We start from the raw sequence: 13,848 nt of genomic DNA on the forward strand, positions 1-13,848 counted from the left end.
GCTAATCGTCTCTGAGCTGGGTAAACGGCCCTCACGGGGTGGGGCGACACTCCCGCCGCGGAGTCGTCACGGGCGTTCACGTTCAGGACACCGTCCGCACCTCGGACAATGGATTGGACAAGGCTCGTGGGGTCGAACGCATGATGGCTTCACGCGCGCCCGCGTCGTACGTACCAAAAGGAGTCACCGTGAGGGTCGGAATCGTCGGAGCCACCGGACAGGTCGGCGGAGTCATGCGCGGCATCCTCGCCGAGCGCAAGTTCCCGGTGGACGAGCTGCGGCTGTTCGCCTCGGCCCGTTCGGCGGGCTCGACGCTGGAGTGGGAGGGCCGCGAGATCACCATCGAGGACGCCTCCACGGCCGACTACTCGGGCCTGGACATCGTGCTCTTCTCCGCCGGCGGCGCCACCTCCAAGGCCCTCGCCGAGAAGGTCGCCTCCCAGGGCGCCGTCGTGATCGACAACTCCTCCGCCTGGCGCAAGGACCCCGAGGTCCCCCTCGTCGTCTCCGAGGTCAACCCGCACGCGATCAAGAACCGTCCCAAGGGCATCATCGCGAACCCGAACTGCACCACCATGGCGGCCATGCCCGTGCTGCGCCCCCTGCACGACGAGGCCGGTCTGATCGCGCTGATCGCCACCACCTACCAGGCAGTCTCCGGCTCGGGCGTCGCGGGCGTCGCGGAGCTCGACGGCCAGGTCAAGGCCGTCGCGGGCGAGGCCACCGCGCTGGTGCACGACGGCGAGGCCGTGACCTTCCCCGAGCCGGGCGTCTACAAGCGTCCGATCGCCTTCAACGTGCTGCCGCTCGCGGGCTCGATCGTCGACGACGGTTCCTTCGAGACCGACGAGGAGCAGAAGCTCCGCAACGAGTCCCGCAAGATCCTCGAACTCCCGGATCTCAAGGTCTCGGGCACCTGCGTGCGCGTGCCGGTCTTCTCCGGCCACTCGCTCCAGGTCAACGTCCGCTTCGCGCGACCGCTGAGCGTCGAGCGCGCCCACGAGCTGCTGGCGGACGCCCCGGGCGTCGAGCTCTCCGAGATCCCGACCCCGCTCCAGGCCGCCGGCAAGGACGCCTCGTACGTGGGTCGCATCCGCACCGACGAGACGGCCGAGAACGGCCTGGCGCTGTTCCTCTCGAACGACAACCTCCGCAAGGGCGCGGCGCTGAACGCCGTCCAGATCGCGGAGCTGGTCGCCGAGGAACTGCGCGGCTGATCCGCCCGCCCCGCCGTACGACGCCGGCCCGCCCCACCGCCTCGGTGGGACGGGCCGGCGTCGTGTCCGCCCCCGCGTCGTGTCGGCCGGGGCGTCCGCCGGCGTGTCGGAACGACCCCTTCCCGACCCGATTGTCACCGCGCCGTCACAGGGCCGTCACCGCGCCGCCGCAGCCCCACCCGCCCCCCAGAACCCCCTTCCACCAGCGGCTTTGCATGATCTACATTTCATCTTGCCTCCCAGGGGGGGAGGTCGAGTCAGCAGTCCTGGGGGACAACTTCATGAACGCCCGCACCACCTCTCGCCGCTTCCGCGTGCTCACCTGCACCGCCCTCGCCCTGGCCACCGGCATGATCACCGCCGGGCAGGCCTTCGCCTCCGAGCCGCCGGTCGTCCCCGGCAAGCCGACCGCCGCCGCGCAGGCCGTCCCGCAGCCGGGCGGCGCCGTCGCGGCCCCGAAGGCCAAGGCCGCCGCCAAGACCACCGGCAAGGCCGCCGCGGCCGTCTCCCCGCGCCTGGACATCGACGGGAACGGCAAGGACGACTTCCTCCTGCGCAACGTGTGGGGCGGCTGGTCGGTGCGCTACGACTCCGGCGCCACCACCGCGTTCCCGATCACCGGGGAGATCAAGAACGTCGACGAGCACAAGGAGGTCGTGCCGGTCGGCGACCTCGACGGGAACGGGAGCCCCGAGCTCCTGACCATCAACACCCAGGGCGTCATCCAGCTGCACACCGCGACCACGCAGGGCTCCACGCCGACCGGCTGGGCGTCCGGCGGCTGGCACGTGTTCAACAAGGTGGCGGGCGCGGGCGACCTGAACGGCGACGGCCACCCGGACCTGCTGGCCCGTACGACCAAGGGGCAGCTCTTCCTGTACCCGGGCACCGGCAAGGCGGACACGACCAGCCCGTACGCGGACCCGATCGAGGTCAAGGGCGACCACTGGAACCTCTTCAACCTCGTCACGGGCTACGACTTCGACAAGGACGGCCTGGCCGACCTGATCATGCGGGGCTCGGACGGCCTGCTGTACTTCAAGCCCTCCACCGGCAAGACCGACGCCCCGTTCGGTGAGGCCGTTCCGATCGGCCACGGCTGGCAGCAGTTCGACCAGGTCCTCGCCCAGGGCGACAAGGACGGCAACGTCCGGCTCCTGGCCCGCATGAACGACGGCGGCGCCCTCGTCTACACGAGCCTGGGCAACGGCAAGCTGTCCCAGACGGGCAACTACCTCCCGGGGTTCCCGCACTTCCTCGGCTTCGCCGGTGACGACTCCCCGAACGGCGCGTACGGCAAGAAGAGCCTGATCGCCCGTGACGCCGGCGGCTCCATGTCGGCGTACCGCTCCAGCGGCCTCAACGGCTTCGAGGGGCCGATCGGCCACTACGACTTCAGCCGGCCGCCGAGCAGCACCGACACCCTGATCCACGCCTCGGCGCTCGGCAACAACCCGGACGGCAACGTCCTCAAGATCACCGCTGGTGGTCAGCTGTGGGCCCTGCACCACTCCGGTGACGTGAACCTGGGTTCCGGCTGGGGCATCTACAACACCGTCATCGGCGTCGGCGACCTGACCGGGGACGGCCGCGGCGACCTGCTGGCCCGTGAGAAGGGCGGCGACCTGTACCTGTACCCGGGTCGCGGCACCGGCACCGGCTTCTACAACCGCCTCAAGGTCGGCAGCAGCTGGAACTCCCTGGACCGGATCACCGGGGCCGGCGACATGACCGGCGACGGCATCCCCGACCTGGTCGGGCGCGGCACCGACGGTCGCCTGTGGCTGTACCAGGGCACCCACGACACGGCCGTGCCGTTCGCGCAGCCGGTCCAGGTCGGCAGCGGTTGGAAGGACATGACCGCGATCGTCTCCCCCGGCGACCTGAACGCCGACGGTCTCTCCGACCTCGTCGCCCGCGACTCCCAGGGCAAGCTGTGGCTGTACACGGCGAGCGGTCTCGCCGCGGCCGTCCCGGATGCCGCCTTCGAGCCCCGGACCGCCCTGGGCTCGGGCTGGAACCAGTTCACCGACCTGCTCTGATCGGTCGGGTCCCCCCATCGCGGGCGACGCCCCGGTGCTCCCTCTCACCGCGCCCCATCGGATTCCTCCGGTGGGGCGCGGTGCCGTCTCGGGACGAAACCCTCGGAACGGGGGTGCGGCGTTCGCCCGTGGATGAGTCCGGGGCGGTTGCGCCGCCCGCGTGGAAGGATGGCGGGGCAACGACCATCGAAGGAGATGAACGCGTGCCTGGCACGAACCTGACCCGTGAAGAGGCCCAGCAGCGAGCGAAGCTGCTGACCGTCGACTCGTACGAGATCGAACTCGATCTCAGCGGTGCGCAGGAGGGCGGTACCTACCCCTCCGTGACCACCGTGCGGTTCGACTCCGCCGAGGCGGGCGCCGAGACCTTCATCGACCTGGTCGCGCCGGCCGTGCACGAGGTCGTGCTGAACGGCAGGACACTGGACGTGGCCGCGGTCTTCCGGGACTCCCGGATCGCGCTGGACCACCTCGTCGCCGGGGCCAACGAGCTCCGTGTCGTCGCGGACTGCGCCTACACCAACACCGGTGAGGGCCTCCACCGCTTCGTCGACCCGGTCGACCAGCAGGCCTACCTGTACACCCAGTTCGAGGTGCCGGACGCGCGGCGGGTCTTCGCCAGCTTCGAGCAGCCCGACCTGAAGGCGACGTTCCGGTTCACCGTGACGGCCCCGGAGGGCTGGACGGTCATCTCGAACTCCCCGCGGGACGTTCCCGAGGGGGCGGAAGCCGCGGACGTCAAGGACAACGTCTGGCGCTTCGAGCCGACCCCGCGGATCTCCTCGTACATCACCGCGCTGATCGTCGGGCCGTACCACGCCGTCCACAGCTCGTACGAGGGGCCGGACGGGCAGTCGGTGCCGCTCGGCATCTACTGCCGTCCCTCGCTCGCCGAGTTCCTCGACGCGGACGCGATCTTCGACGTGACCCGGCAGGGCTTCGACTGGTTCCAGGAGAAGTTCGCGTACGACTACCCCTTCGCGAAGTACGACCAGCTCTTCGTGCCGGAGTTCAACGCGGGCGCCATGGAGAACGCGGGCGCGGTCACCATCCGCGACCAGTACGTCTTCCGCTCTAAGGTGACGGACGCGGCGTACGAGGTGCGCGCCGAGACCATCCTGCACGAGCTGGCGCACATGTGGTTCGGCGACCTGGTCACCATGGAGTGGTGGAACGACCTGTGGCTGAACGAGTCGTTCGCGACGTACACCTCGATCGCCTGCCAGGCGTACGCCGAGGGCTCGAAGTGGCCGCACGCGTGGACCACGTTCGCGAACTCCATGAAGACCTGGGCGTACCGGCAGGACCAGCTGCCTTCCACACACCCGATCATGGCGGACATCCGTGACCTGGACGACGTGCTCGTCAACTTCGACGGGATCACGTACGCCAAGGGCGCCTCGGTGCTCAAGCAGCTCGTCGCCTACGTCGGCATGGACGCCTTCTTCAAGGGCGTGCAGGCGTACTTCAAGGCGCACGCGTTCGGGAACACGCGCCTGTCCGACCTGCTGGGCGCGCTGGAGGAGACCTCCGGCCGTGACCTGACGGCCTGGTCGAAGGCGTGGCTGGAGACCGCCGGCATCAACATCCTGCGTCCGGAGGTCGAGACCGACGCGCAGGGCGTCATCACCTCCTTCGCCGTGCGCCAGGAGGCGCCCGCGCTGCCCGCCGGCGCCAAGGGCGATCCGGTGCTGCGCCCGCACCGGATCGCGGTCGGCCTGTACGACCTGCGCGACGGCCTGCTGGTCCGCTCGGACCGGATCGAGCTGGACATCGACGGCGAGCTGACGGCGGTGCCCGAGCTGGTGGGCCGCGCCCGCCCGACCGTGGTGCTGCTCAACGACGACGACCTGTCCTACGCGAAGGTCCGCCTGGACGAGATCTCGCTGGCCAACGTCACCGCGCACCTGGGCGACTTCACCGAGTCGCTGCCGCGCGCGCTGTGCTGGGCCTCGGCGTGGGACATGACGCGGGACGGCGAACTGGCCACCCGCGACTACCTGGCGCTGGTGCTGTCGGGCATCGGCAAGGAGTCGGACATCGGTGTGGTGCAGTCGCTGCACCGCCAGGTGAAGCTGGCCATCGACCTGTACGCCGACCCGTCGTGGCGGGAGCAGGGCCTGGCCGACTGGACCGCGGCCGCGCTGGAGCACCTGCGCGCGGCAGCGCCGGGCAGTGACCACCAGCTGGCCTGGGCCCGTGCCTTCGCGGCGACGGCCCGGACCGAGGGACAGCTGACGTACCTGTCGGCGCTGCTGGACGGCTCCGCGGAGATCGAGGGCCTGGCCGTCGACACCGATCTGCGGTGGGCGTTCCTGGAACGCCTGGTCGCCACCGGCGTGCTCGACGAGCCGGCCATCGCGGCCGAGCTGGGGCGGGACGCCACCGCGGCGGGCGAGCGCCACGCGGCCACCGCCCGGGCGGCGCGTCCGACGGCGGAGGCCAAGGCGCAGGCGTGGGCCTCGGTCGTCGAGGGCGACTCGCTGCCCAACGCGGTGCAGGAGGCGGTGATCGGCGGCTTCGTGCAGACCGATCAGCGTGAGCTGCTCGCCCCGTACACCGGGAAGTACTTCGCGGTGGTCAAGGAGGTCTGGGACACCCGGAGCCACGAGATCGCCCAGCAGATCGCGGTGGGTCTGTACCCGGCGCTCCAGGTCTCCGAGGAGACCCTGAGGGCGACGGACGCCTGGCTGGCCTCGGCCGACCCGGGCGCGGGTCTGCGCCGACTGGTGTCGGAGTCCCGCTCGGGTGTCGAGCGGGCGCTGAAGGCACAGGCGGCGGACGCCGCCGCCGCGGGCTGACGCCGCGGGCCCGACGACGAGGGGCGTCCCCGGTGCGCGACACGCGTACCGGGGGCGCCCCTCGCCCGTGGGCGCCGCGGCCTCAGGACGCCGGGACGGCTCTGAGCGCGGCCAGTACGTGGGCCAGCGCCGGCGCCGACGCGGAGCCGCGTCTCAGGGCCGCGACCACGTGCCGGGTCGGCCGGTCGTGGGCGAGGACCCGGACGGCGACGCCGGAGGCGCGGCCCGTCACCATGCGCGGGACGAGCGCCACGCCCATGCCGGCCTCGACCATGGCGAGGATGGCCGTCCAACCCGACGCGGAGTGGGCCTGTTCGGGGACGAACCCGGCGGCCTCGCACGCGTGGCGGGTGATCTCCGACCAGGGCCCGCTGCCCCCGTAGATCCACCGGTCCCCGGACAGGTCGGCCAGTCGCACGGCCGGCGCGGCCACCAGCGGGTGGTCGGGGGGCAGGGCCACGTCCAGCGGGTCCTCCAGCAGCGTGACCCGGGTGAAACGGGGGTCGCGGGCCGTCGGGGCGTGGGCCGCGAGGGAGAGGGCCAGGTCGACGGCGCCGGTGGACAGCAGCTCGTACGATTCGGCGGCCTCGGTCTCCCGGACGCGTACCTCCACGCCGGGGTGGGTCCGGCGCAGGGCGGCGACGGCCGGGACGACGAGGACGGGCACGGCGGTGGAGAAGGCGCCGATCCGGACCTCGCCCGCGTCCCCCGACAGGTAGCCGGCCAGTTCGGCGTCGGCTCGTTCGAGCTGGGCGAACACGGCCTCGGCGTGCCGCAGGACCAGGTGCGCGGCGTCGGTGAGCCGCACCCTGCGCCCCTGGGCCTCCAGCAGGGGAACGCCCAACTGCCGGGCGAGGTTGGTCAGCTGCTGCGAAACGGCCGAGGGCGTCATGTGCAGCGCCTCGGCCGTCGCGGTCACGGTGCCCCGGTCGGCCAGGGTCCGCAGGATCCGCAGCTTCTTGATGTCCCACTCGATCATGGGCCCGAACCTACCGCCGGGCACCGAGGGCCACGCCGCCCAGGATCAGCGCCATGCAGAGGAGTTGGGCGGGTCCGGTCCGTTCGCCCAGCAGCAGCAGTCCGAGGCCGGCGACGCAGACGGGCTGGAGGTAGTACACGACGCCGGCGCGGGCGGCGCCGATGACCGCGACGGCCTTGTTCCAGGCGAAGAAGGCGACGGCGGAGGACATCACGCCGACGTAGAACAGCATGCCCGCGGCGGCGGGGGTGAGGGCGAAGCCGCCCTGGACGGACAGGGACACGGCGTACGCCGGCGCCAACATCAGCGCGCCGAGCACGAAGGTCGCGAGCAGGAAGGCGAGTCCGCCCAGTTCGGCGGGCCTGCGCTTGAGCAGGGCGCTGTAGGTGGCGAAGGACAGGGCGGCGCCGAACATCCACAGGTCGCCGGCGGTGAACTCGAAGCCGAGCGAGCCGTCCCCGACGAGGAGCAGCACCCCGAGTGCGGCGAGCAGCATGCCGAAGACGCGGCGGGCTCCGAGTCGTTCGCCGCCCAGGCGGGCGTACAGGGCCATGATGACCGGCGAAGCGGCCATGATCATGCCCATGTTGGAGGCGGAGGTGGTCAGTCCGGCCTGGTGCACGAGGGTGTTGTACAGGGTGACGCCGAAGAGGGTGGCCAGGCACACGTAGCCGAGGTGTGCGCGGAGCAGGGCCCGCTGGGCCCAGGCCTGGCGGGCGGCGAAGGGGGCGACGGCGACCGCGGCGATGACCCAGCGCCAGAAGACCGCCTGGACCGGGGGCACGGTGTCGGCCATGCCGCGGGTGGCGACGAAGCTGCCGGACCAGACGACCGTCGCGACCAGCGCGAGCGCGACGCCGAGTCCGGCGGCCCCCTTCGTACCGGCTTCTCCGGGCCGCTCGGACCGCTCGTGCTTCCCGGACTGTCCGGGCCGGCCGGGCTGCCCGGGCTGCCCGGGCTGCCCGGTCGGCGAAGCGGTGTGCGCGCGGTCCGTGACGGCCACTGGGTGTCTCCTCCTGAGCATGGGGTGCGGTGCGTGGTCTACCGTCGCATCCCGCCATTGCCCAGGTCCATCGAAACATTTCGATCGGTCTTTTCAGCAGGGCTGAACGGTTCCACGGGGACCACCTCGGCCTCGTCCGCCGGTGCGGGCGCCTTGGGCGTCCGCTGCGCGAGCTGTCCCGCCACGGTCGCGCCGAAGGCGATGGCCATGCCCAGCACCTGTACCGGGGTCAGCGCCTGACCGAGGGCGGCCCAGCCGATGACGGCGGCGGTGAGCGGGGACAGCGGGCCGAGCAGGGTGACGGAGGTGGCGGTCAGCTTGCCGATGCCGCGGAACCAGAGCCAGTACGCGATCCCGGTGTTGATCAGCATCATGTAGCCGTAGCCGAGGAGGGCCTCGCCGTCGAGGGCGGGCGGCGCCCCCTCCACGAGGGCGGCGATCGGGATGATGAACAGGCCGCCGGCGGTGAGCTGCCAGCCGGTCACGGCCAGCGGGCCGACGCCCTCGGGGCGCCCCCAGCGCTTGGTCATCACGGTGCCGGCGGCCATCGAGGCGGAGGAGACCACTCCGGCGATGATCCCGACGAGGTCCAGCCGGGCCTGCGCCGTCAGGACGACCATGCCCACCCCGAACGCGGCGACGACGGCGGCGAGCACGGTCCTCAGCCGCGCCCGCTCCCCCAGGACCAGCGCGGCGAGCCCGACGACGAACAGCGGTCCGGCGGCGCCGAGTACGGCGGCGACGCCGCCCGGCAGCCGGTAGGCGGAGAGGAAGAGCAGCGGGAAGAAGGCGCCGATGTTGAGGGTGCCCAGGACCGCCGACTTCCACCACCACTCGCCCTTGGGGAGGGTCCGGGACAGGGCGACGAGCAGCAGTCCGGCGGGCAGGGCCCGCATGACCCCGGTGAACAGGGGCCGGTCCGGCGGCAGCAGTTCGGTGGCGACGGCGTAGGTGGAACCCCAGGAGACGGGGGCCAGGGCGGTCAGGGCGACGGTGGCGAAGCGGTTCACGAAAGCTCCTCGGACGGATGGGAGAAGACAAGGGAGCGGTACTGGGGCGCGGCTCAGGCGGCGCCGGCGACGCTCTCGCGCGGGTTCGGGGCGCCGGCCGTCGCGGGCGTCGGGGTCACCGTCGCGGGCGCGGGCGTCGGGGTCACCGTCGCGGTCGCGGCCGGGGGCGTCGCGTACACGGCCTCCGCCGGGAGTCGGCGCTCCAGCCGGGTCAGGGCCAGTGCGGCGCCGAGGGCGGCCACGGTCAGGACGGCCCAGGGGAGCCGGCCGTCGACCGAGAGCAGGGCGGTGAACAGGGACGGGGCCAGGGCCGAGGCCAGGGAGTAGGACAGCTGGTAGGTGGCGAGGTAGCGGCCCCGCACGGACTCGGGCGCGGCCGACACCGACAGGGCGCCGCCCGACGGGCTGTGGACCAGCTCCCCGACCGTGTAGACGACCACGATGACCAGCAGGGCGATCAGGGTCGCGGTCCGTCCGGGCCGTACGGTGCCGAGCACGATCTGGCCCACGAACGCGGCGGCGAAGAGCAGGGCGCCGAGCGCCGCGGAGCGGGTCCGGCGGGCTCCGGAGCGGCGGACCAGGCCCGCGATCAGGACGCCGGCGCCGGCGCACAGGGCGGTGTTGACGGTGAAGGCGGCCCCGGTGAGGGAGTCGGGACCGTTCAGCCAGGTGGCGATGTAGAGCGGGAAGAGCACGGACAGCGCCGAATAGCCGAGCGCGGTCAGGAAGTTGACGGCGGTCAGACCGAGGAAGGGGCGGTCGGCCAGCACCATGCGGTAGCCGGCGGACGGCAGCCCTGCCGATCCGGCCGCGGCAGGGGTCGTGGCACCGGTCACGGCACCGGTCGCGGCGTCTCGCACCGGCTTCACGCGGGCCACGAGCAGGCCGGCGAGCGCGAAGGCGACCGCGTTTCCCCAGGCGGTGTGGGTGAATCCGGCGGTGCCCCACACCGCCAGCACGCCCGAGACGATCAGCGCGCCGGCTCCCATGCCGGCGTTCTGCAGGGCCCGGATGGATGCCTGGAGCCGGTCGCGGGAGGAGCCGCGGGCCACCTCACCGATCAGGGACTGCTGGACGACGGGGAACGACCGGTCCGCGAGGGCGGTGACCAGGGCGACGGCGGCGAAGGCGGGGAGGGTGTCGGCGAGCGGGTAGAGCGCGAAGCCGAGGGCCCGGACCGCGTAGAGGAGCAGGTTGACCCTCCGCGCCCCGAACCGGTCGACGGCGGTGCCGGCCAGGGGCATGACGGCGAGTCCGGCCAGGCCGGTCACGGTGAGCACGACGCCGACGACGGCGAAGGACAGGCCCGTGACGTGGTGGAAGAAGACGAGCGAGAAGGGGACGTACATGCCGATCCCGATCGCGCTGACCCCCACTCCGAGGAGCAGGGACCGCTCGCCCTCCACCCGTTCCCCCGCCCGCCGCCCCGCGCTGCCCTCGCCCATGTGAACCACTCCCCCATTAGATCGCTTGGCAGTAGCTTAGCGCTAAGCTACTTTCCGTCAAGCAACTTTCTTGCGTTCAATCAAACGGAAGCCGGATACTGCGCCCATGACCGAGGAGAACAAGGACGCCGTCGACGCGATCACCGCCCAGTGGTACGCCGTACGACCGGATCTCGACACCGCACCCATGGCCGTCTTCGGCCGGATCTACCGGATCGCCAAGGCCATGGGCGACGAGATGGAGCGGACCTACAACCGCTACGGGATCTCCCGCGGGGAGTTCGACGTCGTCGCCACCCTGAGGCGATCCGGAATCCCGTACACCCTCTCGCCCCGGCAGTTGTCCTCGACGCTGATGCTCACCACGGGCGGCATGACCGGGCGTCTGGACAAGCTGGAGAAGGCCGGACTGCTGACCCGCAGCCCCGATCCGCACGACCGGCGCGGGCTCCACGTGACCATCACCGACCGGGGTCTGACGCTCATCGACGAGGCCGTCACCGCGGGCCTGGAGGTACAGCGCGCCGCGCTCACCGGGCTCGACCCGCAGGAGGCCGAGGTCCTCACCGGCCTGCTCAGGAAGTTGCTCGCCGGGACCCCGTGAGGGCCTGCCCCCGGGCCCCCGCGCACGTCACCGGCCGGGGCCCCCGGGAACACGACGGGGCGCCGGGGGTCCGTGACACGGCCGACACGCGTCGGCGTACGGACCCCCGGCGCCCCGGAAGTCATGAGGGGTGACCACCCCGCGCGGGGGCGGTCACGTGAACGGACGTCAGTCCGTGGGCTGCTGCTTGCGCGACTTGTCGCCCACCATGACGAGGCCCGCGATGACCAGGAACAGCACGATCGGCGTGGCCACGAACAGGCCGAGCGTCTCGGCGATGCTCAGGGGCGGAGCCGGGTCGTCGCCGTCGTCGCGGGTCAGCGCGAGGGCGGGAGACGTCATCAGCAGCATCATCAGCGTCGTTCCGGCCGTGACGGCGCCGGCGCGCAGTGCGTTCTTCTTGTCCACGGTGCAAAAGTAGCGAACACCTAAACGGAGCGCGCGCCCGGGGGTGCCGTACGGGTCCGCACGCCCTCGCGCACCGCGCTCAACAGGGCGTTCGCCCGTGATGAGGCCGTCAGTGCCTCCAGCGTCAACGGCCGCCCCGACCCGTCGGCGATCGGCAGCCGCCAGTTGGGGTACTGGTCCCAGGTCCCCGGCACGTTCTGTGGCCGCCGGTCCCCCACCGCGTCCGGCAGCCACACGCCGACCAGCCGGGCGGGCGTGCGCAGCAGGAAGCCGTACAGGGCCCGCACGGCGGACTCCTCGTCCTTCGTCTCCAGCCCGAGCCGGTCCAGTACGGCCAGCCACTCGGCGGTGTCGGCCTCGTCCTCGGCCCGTTCCACCTCCAGCGGGCGGGCGAGCAGACCGAGCCGGTCGCGCAGTTCGACGTGGGCGCCGGCCAGCTTCGCGGCGGTGGGCGGCAGATCGTGCGTCGTGGCCGTCGCCAGGCAGTCCGCCCGCCACTCCCCGGGCTCCAGCGGAGCTCCGCCGCCCGCCCAGTCGCGCTCGAACCACGACACCGAGGTGCCGAGCACCCCGCGCCGGGCCAGGGCGTCGCGAACCCGCGGCTCCACCGTCCCGAGGTCCTCGCCGACGACCAGCGCCCCGGCCCGGTGGGCCTCCAGGACCAGGATCGCCAGCATCGCCTCCCCGTCGTGGGAGACGTAGGTGCCCTCCGCCGGCGGGGTGCCCCGGGGGATCCACCAGAGCCGGAAAAGGCCCATGACGTGGTCGATGCGCAGCGCGCCCGCGTACCGGAACACCCCGCGCAGCAGGTCCCGGAAGGGCGCGTACCCGGCGGCGGCCAGCGCGTCTGGCCGCCAGGGCGGCAGCCCCCAGTCCTGGCCCCGCGCGTTGAAGGCGTCCGGCGGGGCGCCCACGGAGATGTCCTCGGCGTAGTGGCGCGGTCCGGCGACGTCCGAGCCCTGCGGGTGCACACCGACCGCCAGGTCGTGCACGATGCCGACCGCCATGCCCGCCTCCCGGGCGGCGCTCTGGGCGGCGGCGAGCTGCTCGACCGTCAGCCAGACCAGCCAGCGGTGGAAGTCGGCCCGCTCCCGCGGTTCCTCCCCGGCGTGCCCGGCGCACCAGGCCGCGTGCCGGTCCAGCGGGTCCCCCTGCCCGGTGCGGAACGCGGCGTAGGCAGCGGCGCGACCGGCCGTGCGCGGGACGGCGTACAGCAGCTCCAGGGCCCGTCGCTTGAGGTCCCACACCGCGTCCCGGTCGATGAGCTCGCCCTTCTCCAGGACCGCGCGGCGCAGCTCGGCGCCGCGTGCGGCGAGGTCGTCCAGGGCCTCCCGGTCGGGGCAGTCGGCGTACTCGGGGACGTCCTCGATCCGCAGGTGGACCGGGTCCGGGAAGCGGCGGGTGGAGGGCCGGTACGGGGACGGGTCGGTCGGCGTCCCGGGAACGGCCGCGTGCAGCGGGTTGACCTGGATGAAACCGACGCCGTGGGTACGGCCCGCCCAGCGGGCGAGGTCGGCCAGGTCGCCGAGGTCTCCCATGCCCCAGGAGCGCTCGGACAGCAGCGAGTAGAGCTGGACGAGCAGCCCGTGGGTCGTCCGGTCGGGCGCGGCCGGGGCCCGGTCGGGGGCCACGATCAGCGTGGCCTCGGCGGTGCGGCCCTCGGGCGCCTCGGCCGTGACCCGGTGCACGCCGAGCGGCAGGTCGGGGCCCCACGGGGCCTCCCCGCCGTCCTCCAGCAACACCCGGCTCCCCGGCGGCACGGCCGGCAGGGGCTCCCCCCGCCAGTGCACCACCGTGCGGGGCAGGGGCCGCACGGCGGCCTCCAGGGCGGCTTCCGCGACGGCGGCCCTGATCTCCTCGGGCGTGTCGGCGGGCACCCCGAGGCGCGCCAGCACCGTCGTGATGGTGGCGTGCGGGACCTGGACGGTTACCTCGGCGGCGGGCTGGTAGCTGGTGGCGATGCCGTGCAGTTCCGCGAGCCGGGCGAGATCGTCCATGGTCAAGTCCCTGTCTAGTTGCCCGCGGCCGCGGCCGCGGCGGGTGTGGTCGGCTCGCTGGTCAGCGGGGCCTCGGCGGTGAGGGGCGGCTCGCTGGTCAGCGGCGCGTGCGCGGAGTCGGCGAGCGGGGGCTCGCTGGTCAGCGGCGCGTCCGGCAGTCCGGCCTGGGTCGGCAGGTGGGCGAGCGGGGCGACGGGAAGGGCGGAGGTTTTGCGGGCGGTGTGGATGGTGCGGTTGGTCCGGACGTTCATCTGAGCACTCCTTCGTGCGGGTTCGGTGGAACGTGCCCGGGGGGACACCCTCGTGGCACGCGTGTCGGAACAGAGCGGACCAACGCAGCCC

Annotated in this window: 11 protein-coding genes; 4 read left to right on the forward strand and 7 right to left on the reverse strand. The window is 72.7% G+C overall.

The annotated features are described in order from the left end of the window. Positions 1 to 188 precede the first annotated feature (188 nt). The 3 genes from ACQEVM_RS29140 (at position 189) to pepN (ending at position 6,060) form a co-directional block, all read left to right on the forward strand. Positions 189 to 1,217 (forward strand): aspartate-semialdehyde dehydrogenase, encoded by a 1,029-nt coding sequence (locus ACQEVM_RS29140; protein ID WP_433083872.1) that lies wholly within the window; start codon positions 189 to 191, stop codon positions 1,215 to 1,217. A 281-nt stretch (positions 1,218 to 1,498) separates the two neighbouring features. Continuing rightward, positions 1,499 to 3,259 (forward strand): FG-GAP repeat domain-containing protein, encoded by a 1,761-nt coding sequence (locus ACQEVM_RS29145; RefSeq protein WP_433083874.1) that lies wholly within the window; start codon positions 1,499 to 1,501, stop codon positions 3,257 to 3,259. 203 nt (positions 3,260 to 3,462) lie between these two features. After that, entirely contained in the window at positions 3,463 to 6,060 is a 2,598-nt protein-coding gene (pepN, locus tag ACQEVM_RS29150; RefSeq protein ID WP_433083876.1) for an aminopeptidase N, read from the forward strand. An 82-nt stretch (positions 6,061 to 6,142) separates the two neighbouring features. Here the strand turns inward: pepN and ACQEVM_RS29155 are convergent, their stop codons facing one another. Genes ACQEVM_RS29155 through ACQEVM_RS29170 form a run of 4 tightly spaced genes read right to left on the reverse strand, consistent with a single transcriptional unit; the run spans position 6,143 to position 10,497 of the window. Next, positions 6,143 to 7,039 (reverse strand): LysR family transcriptional regulator, encoded by an 897-nt coding sequence (locus ACQEVM_RS29155; protein WP_433083878.1) that lies wholly within the window; start codon positions 7,037 to 7,039, stop codon positions 6,143 to 6,145. A 10-nt stretch (positions 7,040 to 7,049) separates the two neighbouring features. Next, on the reverse strand, positions 7,050 to 8,042 hold the full coding sequence (locus tag ACQEVM_RS29160; RefSeq protein ID WP_433083880.1) for a DMT family transporter: 993 nt from the start codon (positions 8,040 to 8,042) through the stop codon (positions 7,050 to 7,052). A gap of 38 nt (positions 8,043 to 8,080) precedes the next feature. Then, complete coding sequence (locus tag ACQEVM_RS29165) at positions 8,081 to 9,052, reverse strand: EamA family transporter (protein ID WP_433083882.1); 972 nt, start codon at positions 9,050 to 9,052, stop codon at positions 8,081 to 8,083. 53 nt (positions 9,053 to 9,105) lie between these two features. Beyond that, positions 9,106 to 10,497: an MFS transporter gene (locus ACQEVM_RS29170; protein ID WP_433083884.1), complete on the reverse strand. Its 1,392-nt coding sequence runs from the start codon at positions 10,495 to 10,497 to the stop codon at positions 9,106 to 9,108. A 106-nt stretch (positions 10,498 to 10,603) separates the two neighbouring features. On the opposite strand from ACQEVM_RS29170, the gene ACQEVM_RS29175 reads away from it, so the two are divergent. Then, positions 10,604 to 11,101 (forward strand): MarR family winged helix-turn-helix transcriptional regulator, encoded by a 498-nt coding sequence (locus ACQEVM_RS29175; protein WP_433083886.1) that lies wholly within the window; start codon positions 10,604 to 10,606, stop codon positions 11,099 to 11,101. Between the two features lie 168 nt (positions 11,102 to 11,269). Here the strand turns inward: ACQEVM_RS29175 and ACQEVM_RS29180 are convergent, their stop codons facing one another. Genes ACQEVM_RS29180 through ACQEVM_RS29190 form a run of 3 tightly spaced genes read right to left on the reverse strand, consistent with a single transcriptional unit; the run spans position 11,270 to position 13,757 of the window. Continuing rightward, positions 11,270 to 11,509 (reverse strand): hypothetical protein, encoded by a 240-nt coding sequence (locus tag ACQEVM_RS29180; RefSeq protein ID WP_433083888.1) that lies wholly within the window; start codon positions 11,507 to 11,509, stop codon positions 11,270 to 11,272. Between the two features lie 20 nt (positions 11,510 to 11,529). Further along, positions 11,530 to 13,506 carry a 4-alpha-glucanotransferase gene (locus ACQEVM_RS29185; protein ID WP_433083890.1) on the reverse strand — a complete coding sequence of 659 codons (1,977 nt, stop codon included), beginning with the start codon at positions 13,504 to 13,506 and terminating at the stop codon, positions 11,530 to 11,532. A gap of 14 nt (positions 13,507 to 13,520) precedes the next feature. Further along, entirely contained in the window at positions 13,521 to 13,757 is a 237-nt protein-coding gene (locus ACQEVM_RS29190; RefSeq protein WP_433083892.1) for a hypothetical protein, read from the reverse strand. Positions 13,758 to 13,848 lie beyond the last annotated feature (91 nt).

This window comes from Streptomyces sp. CA-243310, from assembly GCF_050936775.1.
Taxonomy (GTDB): domain Bacteria; phylum Actinomycetota; class Actinomycetes; order Streptomycetales; family Streptomycetaceae; genus Streptomyces.